17 protein-coding genes and 1 pseudogene are annotated in these 22,260 nt (G+C 55.6%); 5 read left to right on the forward strand and 13 right to left on the reverse strand.

The annotated features are described in order from the left end of the window. Nucleotides 1-359 precede the first annotated feature (359 nt). The 7 genes from FGE05_RS21635 to FGE05_RS21665 form a co-directional block, all read right to left on the reverse strand. Nucleotides 360-1,514, reverse strand: coding sequence for a M20 family metallopeptidase (locus FGE05_RS21635; RefSeq protein WP_139648131.1), 1,155 nt, complete (start codon nucleotides 1,512-1,514; stop codon nucleotides 360-362). Further along, a complete protein-coding gene (locus FGE05_RS21640; protein ID WP_139648133.1) occupies nucleotides 1,511-2,935 on the reverse strand; it encodes a M20 family metallopeptidase in 1,425 nt (474 codons plus the stop codon). Before FGE05_RS21640 ends, FGE05_RS21635 begins: the two co-directional genes overlap by 4 nt. Next, on the reverse strand, nucleotides 2,932-3,921 hold the full coding sequence (locus tag FGE05_RS21645) for an ABC transporter ATP-binding protein (protein ID WP_139648134.1): 990 nt from the start codon (nucleotides 3,919-3,921) through the stop codon (nucleotides 2,932-2,934). Before FGE05_RS21645 ends, FGE05_RS21640 begins: the two co-directional genes overlap by 4 nt. Then, the gene (locus FGE05_RS21650) at nucleotides 3,918-4,934 is read right to left on the reverse strand and encodes an ABC transporter ATP-binding protein (protein ID WP_139648136.1); all 1,017 of its coding nucleotides are present in this window, start codon (nucleotides 4,932-4,934) and stop codon (nucleotides 3,918-3,920) included. Before FGE05_RS21650 ends, FGE05_RS21645 begins: the two co-directional genes overlap by 4 nt. A 14-nt stretch (nucleotides 4,935-4,948) precedes the next feature. After that, complete coding sequence (locus tag FGE05_RS21655; RefSeq protein ID WP_139648138.1) at nucleotides 4,949-5,851, reverse strand: ABC transporter permease; 903 nt, start codon at nucleotides 5,849-5,851, stop codon at nucleotides 4,949-4,951. Between the two features lie 9 nt (nucleotides 5,852-5,860). After that, complete coding sequence (locus FGE05_RS21660; protein WP_139648140.1) at nucleotides 5,861-6,778, reverse strand: ABC transporter permease; 918 nt, start codon at nucleotides 6,776-6,778, stop codon at nucleotides 5,861-5,863. Nucleotides 6,779-6,860: 82 nt separating this feature from the next. Beyond that, the gene (locus FGE05_RS21665) at nucleotides 6,861-8,381 is read right to left on the reverse strand and encodes an ABC transporter substrate-binding protein (protein WP_139648142.1); all 1,521 of its coding nucleotides are present in this window, start codon (nucleotides 8,379-8,381) and stop codon (nucleotides 6,861-6,863) included. A gap of 185 nt (nucleotides 8,382-8,566) precedes the next feature. On the opposite strand from FGE05_RS21665, the gene FGE05_RS21670 reads away from it, so the two are divergent. Continuing rightward, nucleotides 8,567-9,508 carry a LysR substrate-binding domain-containing protein gene (locus FGE05_RS21670; RefSeq protein WP_139648144.1) on the forward strand — a complete coding sequence of 314 codons (942 nt, stop codon included), beginning with the start codon at nucleotides 8,567-8,569 and terminating at the stop codon, nucleotides 9,506-9,508. Nucleotides 9,509-9,781: 273 nt separating this feature from the next. Here the strand turns inward: FGE05_RS21670 and FGE05_RS21675 are convergent. From FGE05_RS21675 to FGE05_RS21690, 3 genes and pseudogenes are all read right to left on the reverse strand, one after another. Then, nucleotides 9,782-9,937, reverse strand: a pseudogene (locus FGE05_RS21675) (IS5/IS1182 family transposase); the annotation flags it as partial. 26 nt (nucleotides 9,938-9,963) lie between these two features. Next, on the reverse strand, nucleotides 9,964-10,437 hold the full coding sequence (locus FGE05_RS21680; RefSeq protein WP_098467399.1) for a hypothetical protein: 474 nt from the start codon (nucleotides 10,435-10,437) through the stop codon (nucleotides 9,964-9,966). A 229-nt stretch (nucleotides 10,438-10,666) separates the two neighbouring features. After that, nucleotides 10,667-11,542, reverse strand: coding sequence for a YafY family protein (locus tag FGE05_RS21690; RefSeq protein WP_098467398.1), 876 nt, complete (start codon nucleotides 11,540-11,542; stop codon nucleotides 10,667-10,669). Nucleotides 11,543-11,795: 253 nt separating this feature from the next. Between FGE05_RS21690 and FGE05_RS21695 the strand changes: the two genes are divergently transcribed. From FGE05_RS21695 to FGE05_RS21710, 4 genes are read left to right on the forward strand one after another with little or no spacing between them, the layout of a single operon-like run. Further along, the gene (locus FGE05_RS21695) at nucleotides 11,796-12,593 is read left to right on the forward strand and encodes a hypothetical protein (RefSeq protein ID WP_098467397.1); all 798 of its coding nucleotides are present in this window, start codon (nucleotides 11,796-11,798) and stop codon (nucleotides 12,591-12,593) included. A gap of 16 nt (nucleotides 12,594-12,609) precedes the next feature. Continuing rightward, nucleotides 12,610-15,567: a hypothetical protein gene (locus FGE05_RS21700; protein ID WP_139648146.1), complete on the forward strand. Its 2,958-nt coding sequence runs from the start codon at nucleotides 12,610-12,612 to the stop codon at nucleotides 15,565-15,567. Nucleotides 15,568-15,575: 8 nt separating this feature from the next. Next, the gene (locus FGE05_RS21705) at nucleotides 15,576-16,997 is read left to right on the forward strand and encodes a hypothetical protein (RefSeq protein WP_139648148.1); all 1,422 of its coding nucleotides are present in this window, start codon (nucleotides 15,576-15,578) and stop codon (nucleotides 16,995-16,997) included. After that, nucleotides 16,990-17,574, forward strand: a complete 585-nt coding sequence (locus FGE05_RS21710; RefSeq protein WP_139648151.1) for a hypothetical protein — start codon at nucleotides 16,990-16,992, stop codon at nucleotides 17,572-17,574. Before FGE05_RS21705 ends, FGE05_RS21710 begins: the two co-directional genes overlap by 8 nt. A gap of 206 nt (nucleotides 17,575-17,780) precedes the next feature. Here the strand turns inward: FGE05_RS21710 and FGE05_RS21715 are convergent, their stop codons facing one another. From FGE05_RS21715 to FGE05_RS21725, 3 genes are all read right to left on the reverse strand, one after another. Then, nucleotides 17,781-19,649, reverse strand: a complete 1,869-nt coding sequence (locus FGE05_RS21715; RefSeq protein ID WP_139648152.1) for a DUF2075 domain-containing protein — start codon at nucleotides 19,647-19,649, stop codon at nucleotides 17,781-17,783. A gap of 24 nt (nucleotides 19,650-19,673) precedes the next feature. Beyond that, nucleotides 19,674-20,057: a nucleotide pyrophosphohydrolase gene (locus tag FGE05_RS21720; protein WP_139648155.1), complete on the reverse strand. Its 384-nt coding sequence runs from the start codon at nucleotides 20,055-20,057 to the stop codon at nucleotides 19,674-19,676. Nucleotides 20,058-20,259: 202 nt separating this feature from the next. Continuing rightward, nucleotides 20,260-22,125 (reverse strand): hypothetical protein, encoded by a 1,866-nt coding sequence (locus FGE05_RS21725; RefSeq protein WP_139648157.1) that lies wholly within the window; start codon nucleotides 22,123-22,125, stop codon nucleotides 20,260-20,262. Nucleotides 22,126-22,260 lie beyond the last annotated feature (135 nt).

Genomic DNA, 22,260 nt, shown 5'->3' on the forward strand with positions numbered 1-22,260 from the left:
TGCTCGCGATAGCGGTGGTTGAGTCACATGGATGTTGGGCTTGCTGGCCTCATCGCGAGCAGGCTCGCTCCCACAGTTTTTTGTGTCGTGTGCAGATGCTGTGAACACCCGCGAGTTCATGTGGGCGCGAGCCTGCTCGCGATAGCGGTGGTTGAGTCACATGGATGTTGGGCTTGCTGGCCTCATCGCGAGCAGGCTCGCTCCCACAGTTTTTTGTGTCGTGTGCAGATGCTGTGAACACCCGTGAGTCCATGTGGGAGCGAGCCTGCTCGCGATAGCGGTGGTTCAGCTACGTAGAGGCTGGACGTGCGTCCTGCTCTTGTTCTTGCTTTGGACTTTGATCTCGACGCCCCGTTATCTCAACAGCTCTCGCCGACCGCCAGAATAGTCGCCACCAAGGCTTGGGCGCGAGGCACCAGCGTGTCCAGTTCCAGGTATTCGCGATCGGTGTGGACCTTGCCACCCACCGGCCCGAGGCCACACAGGGTTGGAATGCCCAGGCTGGCGGTGAATCCCGAGTCGGCGCAACCGCCGGTGAACTCGCCTTCGACGCTGAAACCCAGCGCCAGCGCCTTTTGTTGGTAGATGTTCAGCAGCCGCTCGCTGTGATGGGCTTCCATCGGTAGAAAGGTCGTCGCTTCCTTGAGGATAGCGCTGGTACCGATCAGTTCTTCCTCTGCGACGATGGCCAGGATGGCGGTCAGGATCTGATCCCAGTGCTTGAGTTCGATGAAGCGTACGTCCAGCCGAGCGGAGGCGCTAGGCGCAACGGTGTTGCTGGACGTGCCACCGGATATCAGGCCAACGTTGGTGGTGATACCTGCCGAGTAGTCGGTCAAGGCATGGAGCTTGACGATCTTGCGTGCCAGGGCCTCTATGGCGCTGGCTCCGTCGGCGTGGTTGACCCCAGCGTGCGCCGCGCGGCCGCTGACTTCGATGATCAGCGTGGCACCGCCTTTGCGTGCGCTGACCACGTTACCGCTCGCCCGGCCGGGTTCGGTATTGAGCACGGCGCGAGCGGCACGGGCTGCGCGTTCAATATGGGGCCTGGCGCTGCCGGAGCCGATTTCTTCGTCACCGGTGTACAGAACCTGCACCGGATAGGGCAACTGACCGGCGCGCTTGAGTGCCATGAGGGCGAAGCAATTGAGCACCAGGCCGCCTTTCATGTCGGCGACGCCGGGGCCATAGGCGAGGTTGGCGTCGCGGCTGTAGCCGCGCGTCGTGGTGGTGCCTTTGGGGAATACCGTGTCTCGATGGCCCAGTAACAGCACCGGTTTGCCAGATTCGCCTGGCACCTCGGCGAGTATCACGTCGCCAAAACCATCGACCGGCATGCGCTTGAGCAGGATGCCGTCGGCTTCCAGCTCAGCCGCGAGCAGTGCGCCCACCGCGTCGACGCCCGTTTTGTCATAGCTGTTGGAGTCGGTGTCGACGATACGCTGTAGCAGCGCTTCCATGGCTTGGCGCTGATCAGCTAGCCAGTCCAGCGCCTGTTGTGGAGAGGCGCTCATTGCGCCTGCTCCCGTGCCAGATGTTCCTGAGTCAGGCGTGCCGCGTCGTTGCCCAGGTCCCAGAACAGCCCGGCCATGATCTGCAGGCTTTCCTTGACCACTGGTGCCAGCAGGTGTTCGTTCGGCGCATGTTGTGAGCATGCCGGGTACGAGTGCGGTACCCACAATGTTGGCAGGCCGAGCACGTCCGCGAACACATCGTTGGGCAGCGAGCCACCGAGGTTTGGCAGCAGCGCAGGTTTTTTGCCGGTGGTCTGTGCCAAGGAGCTGAGCGCCCAATCGACCCATGGGCTTTGCGGGTCCAGCCGAGTGGCATGCATCACATCGATACGGCTTTGCCTGACCTCTACATTGCTGAAACCATGGGCATCCAGGTGGGTGCGCACCGCCGGAATAAAGGTCGTGTAGTCGCTGTTCACCACGAAGCGGATATGGCAGTGGGCGTTGGCCTTGCCAGGGATCGCATGCACGGGGGCGTCCGGGTTGCCGGTCTTGAAGGCGATGACGTCGAGGGTGTTCCAGCCGAACACCTTTTCGCTCAGCGAGAGCTCCGGATGACCCCAGTTGGCGTCGATTTCCGGATCGCCCGGTCCGCCACCAACGTCAATATCGGCCAGTGCCTGCCGAACCGGCTCCGGCAGTGTCTCGGGCATCAGCCCCGCAACTTTCACCCGACCGTGTTCATCGACCATGCTCGCGATGGCATTGGCCAGAATGATGCCGGGGTTGGCCAGCAGCCCGCCCCAGTTGCCCGAGTGATGCGCACCTTCGCGTAAATGGACCGCCAGCTCGAAGTTGAACACCCCGCGTGAGCCGAGAAAAATCGTCGGTCGTGATGCTGCCAGGCGCGGGCCGTCCGAGGCGATGAAAATATCCGCCGCGAGTTCTTCACTGTGCGCTGCACAGAATGCATTCAAGCCCGGCGAGCCTTCTTCTTCGCCCATTTCCAGCAGCAGTTTGACGTTGAAACCCAGTTTGCCGACGCGAGCCTTGAGTGTTTGCTCCAGCGCGGTCAGGTTGATCAGGTGCTGGCCTTTGTTATCGGCCGTGCCACGCCCGTACCAGCGATCGCCTTCGACAGTGACTTGCCACGGCGACAGGCCTTCACGCCATTGCGCTTCATAGCCACGCACCACATCACCGTGGCCGTAACTGAGAACGGTCGGCAGCTCCGGATGCTCAATGCGGGTGGCGATCAGGAAGGGACCGCGCTCTGGCACCGGGTTGTCGTAGATCTTGACGCTGAAGCCCATCGCCTCGACATGTGGGGTGATGAAGTCACTGAGGTAGCGGTACAACTCAGGCCGGCTGTCCATTGCCTGGCTTTCGGTGTGCAAGGCGACGCTACGTTCGAGCAGGCTGAAAAATGCGCCGTTGTCGAATTGCTCCGTGGTGTTGCTGATTGCCAATGAACGACTCATGAGTGGGCAAGCTCCGATGTTTGGGCAGGATGGTCGTGAAGGTGGCAACGCACGTTGCCCCCGATAATCGAATCATTGGCCGGGTAGGCCGTCTTGCACGGTGCGAAGCAGCTCGGGCAGCGGGGATGGAACGCGCAGCCGGACGGCGGTGACATCGGATTGGGAAAAGTCCCATGCAGGCCGATATCGGGAATGCCCAGGCGCGGATCGGGCGTGAGCACCGAATCCAGCAAGGCGCGGGTATAAGGGTGGTCGGGGTGAGCGAACAGCGATTCGCGGGTGCGTTCTTCGACGATGCGCCCCAGGTACATCACCGCGACCCGGTCGGCGAGGTGTTCGATGACCGCCAGGTTATGGCTGATCAATAGATAGGTCAGGCCGAGCTCGCGCTTGAGGTCTTGCAACAGGTTGAGAATCTGCGCCTGCACCGAAACGTCCAGCGCGGAGGTGGGTTCGTCGCAGATCAACACGTCAGGGCGCATGATCAACGCCCGGGCAATGGCCACCCGTTGCCGCTGGCCGCCGGACAGTTGGCTCGGATAGCTGTCGATGACTCGCTTGGGCAGGCCGACCACCTCAAGCATCTCTTCGGTCCGCTTGCGCCGCTCGGCGGCGGTGCCGATGCCATGCACGACCAGCGGCAGGGTAACGATTTCGCGCAGTGTCTTGCGAGGGTTCAGCGAGGAATACGGGTCCTGGAATATCGGCTGGATGTGCCGGGACATTTCCTTGCGATCTGTCGCCGCCAGATGTTTGCCATTGACCAGCACATCGCCGCTGGTAGGCGGCAACAGACCGAGCAGCATCTTGGCCAGGGTACTTTTTCCACAACCGGACTCGCCTACCAGACCGAGGGTCTCGCCACGCATCAGACGCAGGGACACGCCGTCGACAGCCTTCAAGGTGGCGGCGGGTTTGAAAAAGCCCTTGTTGATCCGGAACTCGCGACGGATGTCACACAGCTCCAAAGCGATGTCTTTTTTCATGACCTCACACTCTCCTGAAGGCGGATCGGTGCCGGGGCGGGTGCGGCGAAAAGGCAGCGCGCCATGTGTCCGTCCTGCTCGACTTCGGGGATGTGTTGTGCGCAGGCAGGTATCGCCTGGCCGCAGCGATTGCGGAACGCACAACCGTGCTGTTCGCCCACCAGGCTTGGCACCAGGCCTGGAATCGAGCCCAGCGCTTCACCCGGCTTGGTCCGGCCAGGGATTGGAATACTGGCCAGCAGACCGCGGGTGTATGGATGCTGCGGGTTCTCGAACAGTTGCAAGGCCGGGGCGGTTTCGACGATTTCCCCGGCGTACATCACGGCGACCCGATCGGCGATCCGTGCCACCAGCCCAAGGTCGTGGGTGATGAAGATCACCGCCAGGCCGAGTTCTTTCTGAATGTCGCGGATCAAGCGCAATATCTGCGCTTGAATGGTCACGTCCAGTGCCGTGGTTGGCTCATCGGCGATGATCAGGTCCGGTTCGCACATCAACGCCATGGCAATGATCACCCTCTGACGCAACCCGCCAGACAGTTGATGCGGATACTGACGCAAGCGCTCGGCAGCATTGCTGATACCGACTTTCTCCAGCATTTGCGCGGCGCGAACCAGGGCATCCTTGCGTGACACTTTGCGATGCTGAGTCAGCACTTCGCTGAGCTGATCGCCAATGCTGTAGGCCGGGTTCAACGAGGTCATTGGTTCCTGGAAGATCATGGCCAGACGGTTGCCGCGCAGGTCGCACATGCGCCGCTCGCTCTGGCCGAGTATGTCGATGCCGTCCAGGGTCAGCCGGGATGCGGTGCGTTTAGCCTTGCGTGGCAACAGGTCCATCAGCGCCAACGAGGTCAGGGATTTACCGCAGCCGGATTCGCCGACGATGCACAACATTTCACCGCGCTCGACTTCAAAGTCCAGACCGCGCACGGCATGCAGCATGTCATCCGGCGTCGGACTGTTGCCCATGGGAATGTCCACGCGCAGGTTTTCAACATGGAGTAGTGCCATGTCCGGTACTCCTTTCAATTACGGCCGTCGGGCAGGATCAAATCACGCAGGCCGTCGCCGACCAGGTTGATGCCCAGTACCAGAACCATCAGGGCGACGCCGGGAATGGCGATGACCCACGGGGAAAAGAACATGTAGGGTTTGCCTTCGGCGATCATCAAGCCCCAGGATGGCGTCGGCGGTTGCACGCCAACCCCGAGGAATGACAGCGCCGACTCCAGCAGGATCGCGTGGGCCATTTCCAGGGTGGCGACCACGATCAATGCGCCGATCAGGTTGGGCAGGATTTCACTGGCCAGGATGCGCAACGTCGAGCAACCCAGGGCTTGTGCCGAAGCGATGTATTCGGCATCGCGAATCTGCTGCACCGAGGCCCTGACCACCACCGCGAAGCGATCCCATAACAGGCAGCCGAGCAGCACGATGACCACTTTCAGTGAGCCGCCCATCAGCGAGGCTGAGGCCAGCGCGACCATCACTACCGGCATCGCCAACCGGGTTGTGATCAAGTAACTGATGAGCGCATCGACCTTGCCGCCGTAGTAACCGGCCAGCAGGCCCATCACTGTGCCGATGAAACCGGAAATCAGCGCTGCGGAAATACCGATGAACAGCGAAATACGTGCGCCATAGAGCAGTCGCGACAGGTAATCGCGGCCCAGCTTGTCGGTGCCGAGGACGTGTTCCCAGGTGCCCTGGGCCATCCATACCGGCGGTTTCATGCGCAGCATCACGTCTTGCCCATAAGGGTCGTAAGGTGCCAGCCACGGGGCGAACAGTGCGCCGGCGAAGATGATCAGCAACAACACCGCGCCGATGGCGAAACCACGATGACGAAAGCTCTTGCCAAGGACTCGGCTCAGGCTGCTCGGTGGTGGCAGGTAGTCATTGATCGCGAGGGTAGTGGGGGTGCTCATGGAAGCCTCCTAGCGCACGCGAATGCGCGGGTCGAGCAGTGCGTTGAGCACATCGGCCAGCAAGGTGAGGATGATGTAGATCACCGCGATCAGCAGGACCACGGCCTGTACCACCGGAAAGTCGTCCCGGGCGATGGCGTCCCAGGCGAGCTGTCCGATGCCTTGCAGGGAGAACACGGTTTCGATCACCACCGAACCGCCGAGCATGAAGCCGAACTCCACCGCCGCCAGCGCGACGACCGGAATCAAGGCGTTGCGCAGTGCGTGCTTGAACAACACGCGGGCAGGGCGCAGCCCCTTGGCGCGGGCGGTGCGGATGTAATCGGAACTGAGCACATCCAGCATGCCTGCGCGGGTCAGGCGCATGATTGCCGGCGTCGCGTAGTAGCCCAAGGCAATGGCCGGCATGACGAAGTGCAGCAGGGTCGAGTTGCCGGACACCGGCAGCCACTTGAGCGTCACCGCGAACACCACGATCAACATCAGCGCAAACCAGAAACTTGGCATCGCCTGACCCAGTACGGCAATGCTCAACGCCAGGCGGTCAATCCAGGTGTCACGTTTGACTGCGGCCAGCACCCCAAGCGGAATCGCCACCAGCAGGGCAATGCCCAACGCCATCGCCCCCAGGCCGAGGGTGATGGGCAGGCGGTTGACGATCAGGTTGTAGACCGATTCCTGAAAGAAAAAAGAGTTGCCCAGATCCAACTGCAGCAAATCGCCCAGCCAGTTGAAGTACTGGGTCGGCAGTGGTTTGTCCAAACCGTACTGCACGCGGATCTGCTCGATTTGTTCGCTGCTGGCCTCCGGCCCGCCAATGGCAGTGGCCAGGTCGCCGGACAGATGCAAAAGAGAAAAACTGATCACCGACACGGTAATTGCAACGCAGAATGCGATACCTAGACGGCGCAGAAGGAATCCAAGCATGGCAAGTTTCCTCGTATCCATAGGCTGATAGGTGGGGGCTTGCCGTAGCGCGGCTAAGACTGCGCGTCACGGCACCTGTCGATTACTTCCAGCTGGATAGAACGAAACGCGGTAGCTCATCCGGGTAGGGCGTGAACGCCAGCTCGGAGGTATAGGCGTAGTTCATCGAGTAATTGAACAGCGGCGCCCAATAGGCTTGCTCGCTGATGCGCTGCAACGCCTTGCGGTAGTTGTCCTTGCGCACTTGCGGGTCGAGGGCGTTGTCGGCGGTCTGCAACCAGCCCTGGACTTGCGGATCCTTGATGTTGTCGTCCGGGTTGCCTTTGAACCAGGTCCCGGCGGACGCCGAGGTGTCGAGAATCGAGAACGAACCCCAGGCCTGGAACGACATCGGTATCTTGCCGCCACGTTGCTGATCGCGCAGGGCTGCGTATTTCAGGTAGCGCAGCTTGGCGTTGATGCCCACGGCGCGCAGGTTGCCGATGATCGCTTCTACGTAATCACGGTCGCGGTAAGCGAAGATTTCTGTCTCGAAGCCATTCGGATAACCGGCTTCAGCGAGCAGCGCCTTGGCCTTGGCCGGGTCATAGTTGTAGACCGTGGCCGCCGTGGTGTCGCAACCGAATTGACCCGGATAGCAGGCGACCTGCAAGGGTTTGGCTTCGCCGCCCACCAGCTGCGAGGCCAGTGCCTCGCGGTTGATGGCGTGGTTGATGGCCTGACGCACCTTAAGGTTTTTCATCGGTGAGTTTTCAGTCGAGGTGCCACGAGCATCGAGGATCAGGAAACCGATGCGCATGGTTTCGCCGCTGATCACGGTCAGGTTCGGCATGCTCTTGAGGTTGACTGCCTGGTCCGGGGCAACGCGCCAGGTCCAGTCGACACCGCCGGTCATCAGCTCGGCCAGACGGGTTTCTGCGTCCGGGATAACCCGAAACGTGAGATGCGCGATGTGCGGTTGGCCCTGTGGGCTGTCCTTGAAGTAGTCCTTATTGAGCGCCATGGTCACGCCTTCGCCCGCCACGACTGACACCGCTTTATAGGGACCGGTGCCAATCGGCTTACGACTGAATTCAGCCAGGCCGACTTTTTCGAAATACGTTTTGGGGTACATCGGTACGGCGTTGGACAGGTATTCCAGTGCCGCAGGAAACGCTTTTTTCAAATGAAGGCGAACGCTGTAGTCACCGGTTTTTTCAGCGCTGCTGATCCAGTCGACGTTTTGCACGGTAACGACTTTCGCTTCGGGCGACACCACGTAATTGAGGGTGAACACCACGTCGTCGGCGGTGAAGGCGTCGCCGTTGTGAAATTTGACGCCTTTGCGCAGCTCAAAGTCGATGGTGGTGTCGTCGACCTGTTTCCAGCTGGTGGCCAACATGGGTTTGTAGTCGCCGCTTTTGGGATCGCGGTAGATCAGGTTGTCCCATATCAGCCGGCCGAGAATCACCCCTTCGCGCAAATCGTTGTGATAGGGGCTGATGTTTTCAGGCTCGCTGTCGGAAGCGTAAACCAGGGTGTCGTTGGCTTTACCGGCATGAGCCGGAAAACTGCTGATGAGGCCCATCAGCGCAAAACTGCAGGCGAAACCTTTGATGCCCATGCCGTCGTCTCCGTTGGCGAGAGTGGTTGAATCAAAGGGCAGCGAATCGCAAACGCGCAAAGGAGGATGAAGCGGTCAGGCAATGTTTTCTTGGTCTGGACACGAATGTAGGGAAAGGGTATCAATGCCGCAAGTTCAATATTTCGATACTTCCTTTGCCGAAAAGGCAACCCTTGGGGGCTCCTATGCAACTGCATGGCGTGCAGTCCACGGCACTGCGCTACTTTCTTGAAGTGGCGCGATGCGGATCCATCAGCGAAGCCTCAATGCGGCTGAATGTTGCGGCGTCAGCGGTAAGCCGACAGATCTCCAAGCTTGAACTGGCCCTGGACGCCAGCCTGTTCGAACGTCGTGCCCGAGGCATGGTGCTCAGCGAAGCGGGGGTGCGATTGGCGGCCTATGCACGCAAGTCGCAACTTGAGGCCGAGCAGGTGGTGCTGGAAATTACCGAGCTGCACGGCTTGCAACGAGGACACGTGCATGTCGCCTGCTCGGAAGGTTTTGCACTGGAATACATGCCCAGGAGCATCAGCGCGTTCAGGCGTGAGTATCAGGGCATTCATTTCACGCTGGAGGTCTGCGCGCCTGCCGAGGCGACCGAGAAGGTTCGCTCCGGGGAAGCCGACCTGGCGATGACCTTCAGCCTGTCGCCGCAAAAGGAAGTCAAAGTCGAGCATTTCCTCAGCGGGGCCATTTTTGCCGTGGTCTCCAATTCACATCCCCTGGCCGGACGCGAAGCGGTCAGCCTCGCCGAGCTGCAACCCTGGCCCATAGCGTTACCAAAGGCCGATACCACGATACGGCAACTGTTCGACATCTGTTGCGGTGTACAGGGGTTGTTATTCGACCCGGTCCTGACCACTAACTACGTTGCCGCGCTCTATAGCTTCGTCCGCGAAGAAGGCGTGATCAGCCTGGCCAGCGAGATGACCTTGCAGAAACAAGTAGCGGACAAACAGTTGCGATGCTTGCCGATCCTTGATGAGGGCATGCAGGCACGGCGTATTGAACTGCAGAGCATGGCTGGGCGGAATTTGCCTACGGCGGTTTCTGCGTTTAGGGATTTTTTGATTGGTGAGTTGGGGAGGGGGGTGGGGGGGGGGGGGGAAAAAGGCGAGGCTACTTGAGGGGGCTGCGTTGAGGGTGTTACTAGCGTTCAAATCGGATTCTATGAGCCGGGGTAATTTGAAATAAGGCGGTATCTAGTTGTTTTGGCTGGTAAACAAATGTTTGGTCAACTTGCTTGGAATACCAGTTGGAACGCTGTGTGGACTGGATTCCGATGGACGGTGCTTTTTCAGCTCCGCCCCCTAAAACGAATCGGAGCCGAATCTATCAAGCAGATGGTCGCGCTGTTGATTGTTGCCCTTGGGCTCGCAGGTCAGGGGCTCATAGGCTCCGTACGAGAAGAGGTGTCGCAAAAACCGCATGGAACAAGCCAGCGATACCCTAGCTGCATAGCTTTTCGCGAGCTCGTCCAAGCGTGTCACGATCCGGCGGTTCTCCTTCTCCCAGCCAAACATGCGCTTGATGATGTTGCGCTGTCGATACTTGGGCCAGATCAAACAGTCTGGCTATGCTGTTACTGCCGCCAGTAGTAGCCCGAACACTCATGCTGAAGTGCGTCAGGAAAGTCCCAATTCCTGACCAGAAAGCGCTCAGAACCTTCCATTGCGCAGTCGATATGCACGCGGTTCAGAGCTGGTTTGTGAGCAGCGACTAAGATCGACTCTACGAAACGGATTTCTTGTGGCATGAGTTTCTGGTTGCAGTCTGGGGTGCCAAGTGCGACGGACAGGTTGGCGTGGTACCAAAATCGCCCTTTTAGGTGTTCACCTAGCCGATCTCGAAAGGACCGGCCACTCTCCGTCTCCTTCGTTTCGCCGATGTACAGAAGCACGTCAGGGCCGTAAACGGGATGGCGCCCATAGACGCAATAGAACCCGTTTCCATCCATATCGCCGTTCCCAGGAGGGATGTACGTCTGCTTTTGGGCGTCATATTGGAGCTTGGTCCGTTCGGTCCAGTAAATATCGACAATGGTTAACTCGGTCATGAGACTATCTCGGTAGATTGCAGCTGCATCGGGATCTCGCTTGCAAGGGGCGCGGGTTTTCCAATCTGGATCAGGCCGACATGTGAGAGGATCTAACAGAGCAACTCCCCCGGGGTACAATCGCCGCTGACGCGGATGCGCCTCCAGATCGACGGATTGAGTTGCATCTGCTCCAGTTAGATGTGCAGGGTGTAGAGAATCGGCGGCGTGACCACGTATTTACCTTTGCTCAGTGGTACAGCCAAGGCTGCAGCTCATCCAGGTTGGCGACGACAATCTGCTGCGCTGTCGCCTTGGCATGCACTTTGGTTGGGTCGATCTGATAGCGCTGCAGCACGTATTGCACTAGTGAGCCACGGGTTTCGATTGGCAGTCGGCCATCCCGCATGCCGTAGTCGGCCTCGATGATGGCGCGTTGTTCCGGTTTCAGACGCGAGTCGGGTTCGATGATCACCTGCAGCAAGGTGGTCCAGCCCGGATCACTCTCGCGGCCGTGGTCTGTAGGATCATCCATCAGATCCGGTATGCCGCGGAATCGGCTCAGAACGAAGTCGCGATAATCCCGATTCTTCTCGCAATAGGCCCGCACGTGCCAGCGCATTCCGGTGTAAACCAAGGTGTGCGGGGCGATCAGGCGAGTTTCGCCACCGGGGCTGGTGAAGGACACATACTCGCACTCCAGGCGCAGACCATCCCGGCAGGCTTTTAGCAGCGGACGCAGCACTTCCGGCCGTACCGAGCGATCCGGCACTGCTAATACCTCTGTGTGTGCATAAGCAAGTGCCAGACCCTCGATGTGTGGGGCGCGCTCATGGTTCTGGTTGAGAAGGTGCAGATAGGCACTGGCGCTGTCGTCGATGAACAGCGGTTGGAAGCGGCGGCTTGGGACGTATCCCTTCAAATGCTTGTCATATTCGAGGTTCTTCGGCGCATGTTCGTTGATGTAGGTGTTGATATCCTTCGACGCTTGTTGACGGCTGATGCCGAAGCTCTGCATCAGGTGATTGGTGGTCAGGCGGCCTTCCCACCAGACCACTGTCTCGATCAGACGATAGCGCAGTGCTAGATCCCAACGTATGGACTCGATCGACTGCTTGCGTTTCATGGTCCCTCCATCTGTTCGAAAACTTTACCTGTACAGGTAAACACTCTAGATGAGTCGCTAAAGATTACATATCGTGATTGCCGAACTCAATCAAAGGCTTGCATAGTGCGGAGTGGCCGCTTGATCGCAGCAGTACGGGCGCTTGATCAGAATGGAGCGGGAGGCCTAGCGGATGCATCCTCACGAAGGAGGGCGTTTTTCATTGAGCCCGGCCGTAATTTCTTGAATGTTTACAGCTCTACAAGGAAGTCCAATGTCATCTGTCATTTATCGCTACCTTGACAAGATTCAATCTAGGCAGCCCATCAATTTTGATGCACTGATTGCCAAGCTTTTGGCTGCTGGCGTGGCACGTGCAGATATCAGTCGAATATTTTTTTCCAAGAAGCTTAAAAAAAATAGTTATCACGTCGAAGTGCTTCTTTCGGCTGCATTCGATGAGCTCTTGATGAGGTTCAGGCCTTCTGATGTTGGGGGGCGAGTCGGTGCTGCTATAGACGGCAACAGTCATCGAATTGGTGTCTCCGAGTCGCTACTGATGTTTCGCTCTTTTCAGCACCGGCATCCGGCTGTTGCGGTGACTGAGGCTGGGTCTTGGGTGCTGCCGCGCGTGTTGGGCAAGGTGGGAGTTATTGTCGAGAATCTGGAGAACTTCCTTCGAGTCGATGAAACGCTGCCATTCATTGCTGAAATTTTGGCTGTTACTGCTAGTGATATTGAGTTGATTTCCGGTTCGGGCAACCAGGTGACTAACAGGCTGAATGCAAAAATGTTAGGTCAGTTCGATAGGCTGTATTGCTTGTTTGATGTGGACATTGGGGGGCTACGGATGTTCGCTTCCTTGACCACCTTGCTGCACGACAAGCCCCCCGTATTCCTTGTGCCGCCTGACGTGAGAGAGCGCCTGGCTCAGTCAAAGTACGCGTTGACTGATCAGCAACGCCAAGAGGTAATTAAATATCAGGGGTTATCACCTGAAACAGATCAATTGATCCAGTTTATGCGTGAGACTAGCAAAGTACTTGAGCAAGAAACCTACTTGGGTCAGTAGTATTTGGGGAGCGGCCATGAGCATTGAATCTATGTTTCACGAAACCTTTAAAATGAAGCAGATCGTTTTGATAAATAGCGGGGCATACTGCTATACGAAGGTTCGTATCGACCAACACACAGCCTTGCTCGGCGATAATAATAAGGGTAAGACTTCAATGCTCAATGCATTGAAGTTCTTTCTTTTGCCCGAAGAAAACCTCCACGATTGTGAGAGGAAGTTTGGATTCAAAAGCACAAAAGGCTATTACGGTCGAGATGCGACTTTTGGATTTTATTTTCCCGAGCGAAACTCCTTCATGGTTCTTGAAGCGGAAAACCCGCATGGTCCGTTTTGTATCATCCTTAACGTGGGAACCAAGCAATACAGCTATGAGCGTACCGCTGTGCCAGTGCAATATTCAGAAATCGAGCACCTGTTCTGGAATCATGAATCTAGCCTCAATGGAGGGATGGGCGCACCAATTGAAGAGTTGTCGAGATCACAGATTGAACTGCCCCTGAAAAGGCTAGGCGCTGTTGTGATCAAGGATGTAGCTAATATCAAGGAGCGAATTTACAAGCACCAGCCGACACGCCCTGATGCCGGACGCTTTTGTCTGCTGCCGCTCAAGAGTGGGGGGCAGCAGGCTCGCGAGATTGATGCCTGGAAGCGCCTGATCCACCTGGCCTTTGACATTGCAGCCAAAGACAAACGTACTCTGCCGGACACCATCGCCACGATTATTGAAGGCAGAAAGGATCGTACTGAGGCTGAGCTGAACGTCAACCTCATCGAAATTCTGTCGCGCTATGAAACCCTGAGCTCGGTAAAAAATCGGCTCCAGATGATTCGTAACGGACAGCCGTACTGGGACCGTTTCAATCAAGGCTTCGCAGATTTTTATGCTCAAAGTTCGGATCTGATGAACTTATTGTGTGACGTTGAGCAGAGCATCAACGAGCAGGGCTCTGCCTACCTCGACGTTCGCATGCAGTGCTCTGCGAACTACAGTGCGGTCAAAGAAGGTGCTGACCATCAGCGTGAGCAGGCGATTAGCAAAAATACCCAGCTCAAGGAGCTAAAAGGCGCAATCGGCGAGATTAGGAAGAACTACGACCGGATCAAGAAGGATTCCATCGACCTCTCAACGGCAATGCATGGCTACGCGTCTATGACCCCGGAAGAGATTGCTGCGGCACTGGCGGCGCAGGTCGAGGAGGATCGAGCCGACATTAAGGCTCTGAAGGACGATGGCGAGTTTCGCCGTGAGTTCGAGCAGTTAACGCGCGAGATCAACAAAGGCAGCCAGAAGGTCAAAGACCTTGAAATCCTTATTGAAGGTGCGAGGCCATCACTCCTGGATCTGGATCAGATCCCCAGCCGCACAGCGGACATCCTCTATTCGCTGAACCAGGAGGTCTTCACCGGCGAGTGCCCGCCATTGCTCGAGGGCAATATTGAGACGATCAGTGATTTCACCGCGCTGTTTAATGAGCTGGATGGCTCGCTCACATTTCTGAGCAGTCCGACTCCAGTCCCGGTTAAACACTACGATGCTGGAAAGCTGCTACAGAGCCGTAAGGACGAATTGGCATCTGTTGGAAAGCGCCTTACCCAGCAAAAGCGCCGCGCCAATGATCTTGCCAATAAGACGAAAATGTCAGTCGAGCAGATCGAAGCTACTATTGCTGCTAAGCAGGCTCAAATCGAGAAGGATGAACGCAACATTGCTCTTCTGAAACGCCATGAGTTCATTGAACAGGAGTTCGTGCGGCTTGGGCAGGAGCACGGCGAGGCCACCGAGCAGTACGCAATTCTTGAGGCTCGTTGTCTTGAGCTCAACCAGCAGCTCGACGAGGCCAACCGTCTGGTTGATCAGGCCAGGACGGCATTAGAGGCCGCCAAGGAGCGTGAACAATCCATGCTCCGCTGGGGTAGGACAGTCAACGACATCCTGCATTCCCGTCTGGAGTACTTGAATACCGGTTACCAGCGTGCAGAGCGGCAGGAGATCGTGGTCACTCAGGATTTGATGGATACCATCGAAAGTCGCAGCCAAGCCACCACCCGTAGTTTTAACCAGATCAAGTTGCTGGTATCCGATCTGTTGGATGTGGTGGCTCTTGACGATGATGCCGAGCATGCCCATCGCAGCGCCATCAGCCTAGAAACGCTAACCAATTTGCATGAGAAGTACCGGGTTCTTTACGGTCGTCTCGATATGGAGGAGAGCAACCATTTCAACCAAGTGGTTCAGCATAACGACGACACGATGATCCAGATTCAGTCGATCAGGCACGCGCGCACCCTGATCAGCACCTTTATCAAGGAGATCGAGAATCACCTGTCGTCAATCAAAGTATCCAACCTCACGGCTGTGGCTATCGACTGCAAGCTCCATCCCCAGTTTGATGAGTTGCTGAAGACCGTAGATTCGGTGAATCTGACCGGTGGTGAGCTACCACCACAAGTCCTCTACGACCGTCTGGGGAGTTTCTGCACTCAGTTCGTCGAGTCCGATCAACGTCGCGATGCCACCCTAAACATGGCTCGCCTGATTGTCAGCGTCGATTACCGCGTCAAGCTTCACGGCAGTGACGAGTTCACTGTAGAAGCGCAATCAACCGGCACTTCAGTGATGATTAACTGCCGCCTGCTGGCTTTCCTGCTCAAAGAGTTGCTGCAAGCCGACACCAAGGTCAGCTTGCCGCTGTTCATCGATGAGCTATCCAATCTTGATGATAAGAATCTGCGCTCTGCCCGCGACATCGCCGACGCGGATGGCTTCTGTGTGTTCGGGGCCACGCCTGGCCTGACCTCCGGTATCAGCAAAGTGCTGGGCAACTACATGAATCTCGACTACTTCAACGCAACTGACCAGTCCTACAGCCCGAACCGGACGATTCTTTATACCGGAGTAAGTGAGTCATTGATCGCCCTGGAGTGCCTTGAGGCTGTCGAGCCGGATCTTGCTGCCGAAATGGAAGAGTAGAGGATCTGATGGTCGTCAAAACAGACGTTGCACTGATCAACATGATCCAGAACAAGGCGGTTTTCCTTGATCTGATTGACCACATGGATAAAGTTGGTGAAGGCGAGGAAGTACGCATTGTTATGTACCAGCAGAAGTTACGCGCCCTGCTGGACTCTGTAGTACCGTTACCTAATACGCGGGTTTTACGTGAGGTGACGGCCGAGCGGCGCAAACTAGAAAGTGCTCTTTGTGTTGAAAACCTTGAGCGTGTTGGGCTAGTCATTCAGGTAGACAGCGCTCGTGGCGTGATGGTTTTTGCCCCCTTCGTGATCGAGATGTTCCGTCACTTCGACGGAGCGCGTCTGCGTCATTTGAACAGTGCTGATTATGAGTTGATCCGGGCCTCGTTCAATCGACTATACGAAGTGTTTGTCACTCTGCCCTCCCTGAGCAATGAAGATATCGGTTTTCAGGAGCAGGTGAGCGTGCTGCGCAAGGAGATACGCGCTGCAACCGCCAAGATGAAGGAGTGTGTGGATGCGCTACAGGGCCGGCTCCAGCGACTCGGTGAGATCGTCGATCGGATGCGCTATGACGTAATTGATGAGGTGGCTAAGGCTCAGGAAGCCTTGGGGGAGATCAACAACATCTATCTACGCAATATCCTGCCTGCTTTGCAGTTTCTGGGGGAGCACACTGACCTGAAGGGGACTAAGCCTGCTCTTACAGCACTGACCTGCATCGGCGATCAACTGGCTCACTATGGTCACGACAAGCTGGCCAGCTCGGTTTATTACTCCGTCGAGTCGATTCGCTCATACCGGCATGACATTTCGATCATCAGCGGTTCGTTGATGCGCTATGTCCAGCAGAGTGAGGCGCACCGTCGTGCCTATGACAAGATCGAACAGGCTTGGAATCGTCTCTATGGCAGCGTGCGTGAGCTGCATGATGGGAGTTTGAAGGACAATATTTTGCCCAGCACGCACCCTGTCTTCGCCCATCTGAACACCTACTCCGGGCTGAAAATGCGAGTGTTCGAAGCAAAAGTTGAGTGGCCAGACGCTAATCAGCGCTTGGCGCTGGCAGAGCATCTGCGCGCAACGCTGCCCAACATCAAGATCAGCACCGGGAAGATTCACCAGCTCAGCGGGCAGGCCAACGAGTCGGGCGAGCTCAAGCGTCGGCGCGATGCTCGCTTGTTGGCCATCGGTAATCTGGTCGAGGAGTGGGAGCCACGGCTTACCGATGACGCCCATGTCGCCATGCATGAACACCTGAAAGGCCGACTTAAAGGGTACGAGTTGACTGATCTTTTAATGTCGGTGGGCTGGCTGCGCAAGCGAGAAGGAATTCGCCTCATCCCGCACTACCATATCGGTAACCTCGCAACTGACTGCGAGAGCCTGAGGTACTACAAGCTACAAGTGGAGACTGAACATGTTTGACCACGAACCTTCGCTGCCGATTGCACAGGCCAAAGTGATTAATCGAAAGCTGTCTGTAGAGCTCTATGGTCAGCTCATGTACGGAAAGATGATCAACCGCACCGTCTTTATTGATGGTGGCTTGAAGTCAAATCCGTACTTCGAGGAGGTACTGAATAATTTCGATCATTACCGCAGTCTCTACGATCTGATTGGGTACGAGCTGGTCATGCGTGATGGCTTTGCCTACATCCGCACCAGTGATGGTATTGATGCCAGAGATGATCTAGCACGCAACATCCAAGGCCTGCTGCTGGTGCTGTTTCGGGGAGCATTGGAGTTGGGATTCACAATGGATGTGCTGCTGAAAGACTCGGCGGGTCTGTCAAACATCCATATCGAAGAAATCGGCAAGGCGGAGGATAAGGTTGAGGTTTTGATAGCGTGTGGGATGAAAAGCGGTATGTTAATGGAGCACATCAAGAAGCTCGAAACACGAGCCATTGCTTACCGTAACGGAAGGGGGAATTTAGTCTTATCTGAATCAGGCGCCGCTTTTTTTGATGATCTCCTTGGTGAAGGCGATCTCGACGTTTAGGGTGAGCTGACCCCAGAGAGGTACGTATGCCAGGGAAATTGGGCGCAACTCAATCCTTGGGTATATGGCCATGCCTACATTGCTGCCGCATCAGTGGGTGTCGACCTGACTTACGTAAGGCGAGTTGGGTGGACGCTTACGATTGTCGCCCCTGTGCGTACGATGTCCCCACTCACATGAACAGGGGCTTCTAGCAAACGATACCGTCAATGATTGCTGTGTTGGCTAAGCCGACTCTCGAAGTACTGCGCAGTCTCTTTGTCGGTGCAGTACAGGTAGCAACCCTTCATCCCACGTGTCATCAGAGTTCGGTATGTATTTTTGATGATCAGGTCTGTTTCTTTTTTCGCCAGGGTAGGTTGCTCTTTCATCATTTTTTTCCAGCCGCGAATCGATTTATCGTGCTTGTCGCGCTCGGCCGGGGATGTCACTACCTTACCGTCACGTACGATTAGGTCTGGCCCGATGATCACCCCGATGTAGTCGACTTCCAAACCTTGGCAGGTATGAATACAGCCAACCTGCTCAATGGAGTTCTCAGCGATGATCCATAGGCTGCCATCCTGATCCAGGTTCCATTGGCGTTTGTAGTCACCAATGACGATATCAGCAGCGGTGGAGTCTTTCTTGCTCAGCCAAGGCCAGCAATAGCCCGCGACCACACGAGCTTTGTTTCCGTGGTTTTTCTCGTTGATTGCTTCATGCATCGCCTGAGGTGAGTCGAACACCTTAAACTCGTACTCTTGAGTCTCAAGCGTCGGATTTGCCGTCGAGCGAATGCCTAGTGTGTCATCCAGCCATGCCAGGTAACCGTCAGAACCACTGCAGCGAAACTGCGAAGACAGCACGTGTTCTTCAACCACAGCACCCTTGGCTTTTGCAAAGGCGCGTATCGCCTGCTTGCTGCCGATATCGCTCAAGGTTACACGCTGGTCTTCATCAATGAAGAAAATTGAGCATTTCGCTGAGTCAATCAGCTCTTTGATTTGGTTCTCCCCAAGGTTTCCGTAAAGCCCGCTTTTCTCATTCAGCCGGTGAGCTTCGTCCACGATAAGCGCGTCGAATGTGTTGGGCTCAGTGTCAATGAATGCCCCAGAGCCTGAAAAGAAATTCGAGAAATGGCTGCGCTTGATGGTGCCAACCAGTTTGCTTTCGTAGACCTTGCGTGGGGCAGCATTCTTGGAGACGTATTTGCTCATCAGCTTCAATTCGGTGAGCTTCACCAGCAGATTGATAGCGAGAACAGTTTTCCCGGTGCCCGGTCCACCTTCGATGATCATCACCTTGGGTGCTTGGTCCGAGGCCTCGCTTGCCGCCGCCAGCGCCGACTCAAAAATTGCTTTCTGATCGTCAATCAACACGAACTCGGGTTTGCCTTTCATCAACCCCCCGAGTGCTTCGGCTAGCGCCTTGGACGGGCGAATTTTTCCTTCGGACAGCTCGTAAAGGACCTCTTTGTTGTCGCCATGACTTATATGCTTTTTCAGAAAGCTTCTGAGTTTACTGAGCTCTTCCGGGCCTTTCAGAAACAGGGGAGCCTTGCTGATGTGGGGCTCGTAGTGAGCCGAATCTATGATGCCGTCGCTGACGTAGTTATGGAGGTAGGCACACGGACGGATTTCGATGCTTTTGTCATACACCGCCTCGTTGAAGCCTTCCAACAGCGCTGCATATGACCACACCTGATAGGACGGGTGAATGGTCTCAATGAGGCCGCCACCCAATGCCGTTTTGACGATGGCATCCTTGGTTGTGGCGTTGGCCTTACTCCATTGCTTCAGCTCGATAAGTACGGCCTTTTTTGCCTGGTTTTCGTCGCGACCGGTGAGTAGAAAGTCGATTCGCTTCGACGACTGCGGAATGTGCAATTCAATGGCCAGGCCTGCATCGCTCGGCAGGCCCTCATCTCTAAGGACCTTGGCCATATATGTTAGGGACCCTTGCCACGACCTGATTTCCGAGGTGCCAACGTTCTTGCCGGTAGCTTCCTTGTAATGCCTGAGGATCACCTCCTCGATGTCATCGTTATCGTTGTCTTTAAGAAATTGCTGTTTGGTCGCAGCGTAAACGATCACGGGTTGTCCTTAGATGCGTGTTGGTCAGAGTCGGTCGTACTTTTTGCTGTTGCTTTTGGCTTTATCTACGGGGTACTTCTGGCCGTTCGAGGCGAGTTTCCGTGTCACAGCCTCGTTGAGGTCGATGCCGAGCACGCTGCTCAGGCGAACCAGGTACATCAGTACGTCCGCCAGTTCATCCTTTACGGCTTGGCCGATTTCGGGATCTGTTGCGGCGGAGATCGAATCGGCATCGCTCATCCATTGGAAAATCTCGCACAGCTCTCCTACCTCGCCAGTGAGAGCCAGGATGAGATTTTTGGGAGAGTGGAACTGCTGCCAGTCGCGATCATCTGCGAACCGCTGGAGGGATGCGGCAAGCTTCACTACGTCAACCAGTGGCGCGGATGAGCTGTCTGAGTCACTCACGGGGTTATCTCTTGGGCATCGGTGGGGAAAATGTGTAGGAAATCTGGCCTTGGATTGTAAGAGTTTTTGCTGTGTTCGCAGATTTTTTTGTATTTTTTCTCACCTGTTGATTGCCGGCCGGATTGCTTGCCAGTGTTCGCTATCGATGAGTGTGAATCCGCAGAGGGTGACTGCGAATTCACAGCTGGGGTCTGTCGTTTTTTTAGTGAACTACTTCTTGGATTGCCGGCTGAATGTGAGTTGCCCAAAATTTCACGAGAGGGCTACAAGTGATGTGAAACATTAGCCAGCATGCGTAGATGCAAGGGGCGCCGTAGCAGTTGCTAGCAGTGAGTTTGCCGTGAGCCATTTCGTGCCTCAGCATAGGCCCGCCCTTTAGGTTGAAAAGTAGATGGAACATGTAAGTTATGTCCTTGCCAAATGCCTGCTCTAACTCATCTTTGCGGTTCGAGTACATTTGACTGAGAGACTGGTCTTCCTGCGTAAGGTCGACATTGAGCTTTGCTGTTCTGGCGCCCCGGTTAGTAAGCACGTATCGGAGAGAGTTTTCCAATTGAGGAATGAGTGCGTGAACAGCAGAAACCATGTCTCCTTGAATCATTCGAGCGAAACCCAGTGCAAAAATTGCCTCGTGCCCTGGTGGTACGAAAGCACTGTGGTAAACGAGTGGCTCCAAATGTCTCTCGTCGATGCACTCGTACTGAGTCATGGTGATGCATGCAGGCTTAATGAAGGCTTCGGTTTCAACATGATAGTGGAACCCAACTTCTGTGAGGGCTTCATGATCGAACCACTCTTCAGAAGGCTTGTCTCCGAAACCAGCTGATGGTGATTGAGCAATCATCTTTCCTTGCTGGTCGGAATAACTTTTCCCCATGCTTGAAGATAGGAAGTATTTACTTTTCTTTTGGAGGCAGTTTTTATGTAGCGCAATTTTCTCTGGTGGCCTCGAGGCGAATGCAAGTCGGTACAGCATTTCGTGAACTTCCAGACTCTCGAAATCATCAATCGTTGCCTGTCGTGCGTCAGTTAGGTCTACGGGGATGCTGAACTCACCCAATTCAGATAGCGAGTCTTCTTCAAATTGCTGTAACTCTAGCTTTAGCTCATTGATTCGCTCATTCATTCCACCAATAGATCTGAGCTCACCAATCGCGTCTCTTGTCCATGACGCTTTAGCCATATTTGAACCGATTGCATCCCTCATTCTTAGTGTCTGGTCAACAGCGTCTAACTTGCACCGGGCCGAGGCTTCTTTGTCGCCTACTTTGGAGTATGCATAAGCGGCATGGAGCCAGACTTTTTTCACTGCTTCTGCGTATTGTTTGTCCTTGGTAGCAGTAGCCATTGACTCTGCGTCCTTGGCTATGTCTCCCCATTCAAGCAAACCGAAGTTCTGACCTAGGGAGGAAAGTCTATGGAAAGAAATCAAATTTAGTTTGTCTTTTGTAATCTCATAGGCTTTTGCGAACGTCCCTTTTGCATAATCCGGAATAGCCTTTCTCTTCCCGGTTGAAGCGTATATCGCAAATGCTCGCTCAATAAGATCAACAACCTTTGAAGGGACTTCGAAATCTGACTCGTATTGATACAGTAGGCCTCCAGTAAAGAATAGATTCACGGCATCGAGGTACGAGGTAGACGCAATCTCCGCCATTCTGTGAAGCTTTCTATTCGTGTACCAGCAACTGTCTGCGATTCGCGCACGAAGCAATGGATGGTCTATATGGTCAGTGACTTGCGTTAAGGCGTCTTGCTGCTCACCTATGTAATCACTCGGTATTAGTGACCTCCGACCATCCATGATCATTTGAGGGCTAAACGCGTCAGTCCTGTTGGGATTGAAGTGGTAACTACAAATCACAGCAAGCACGCTGTATGCACGTCCGGCAGCGGCATCTCCCAACTCTTTGGCAGCTTGAGCCGCCCTTTGGAATACTTCCTGCAATGTATGGAAGTGGAGGGTGTTCGTCATGGTAAGGATTGACGAATGACTGACGTGCTCAAAGTCATCTACGGTCGCCACGTCCATCACGGGTTGGTTTTCCTTATGATCCTGTTCACCCACGTTTAAATCCTCCACGATTCAAGGTGGAGTCAGCTTATCCGAAATCGCGGTGGTGGCCACTAGCCATTGAGCGGCCCCTGTAGGGATCTATAGGGAGTGGCAGTCGTTAGTGCCAGGACGGAAGGGGTTCAGATG

Origin of the sequence: Pseudomonas sp. ICMP22404 (assembly GCF_006227205.1) — a bacterium.
Classification (GTDB): Bacteria; Pseudomonadota; Gammaproteobacteria; order Pseudomonadales; family Pseudomonadaceae; genus Aquipseudomonas.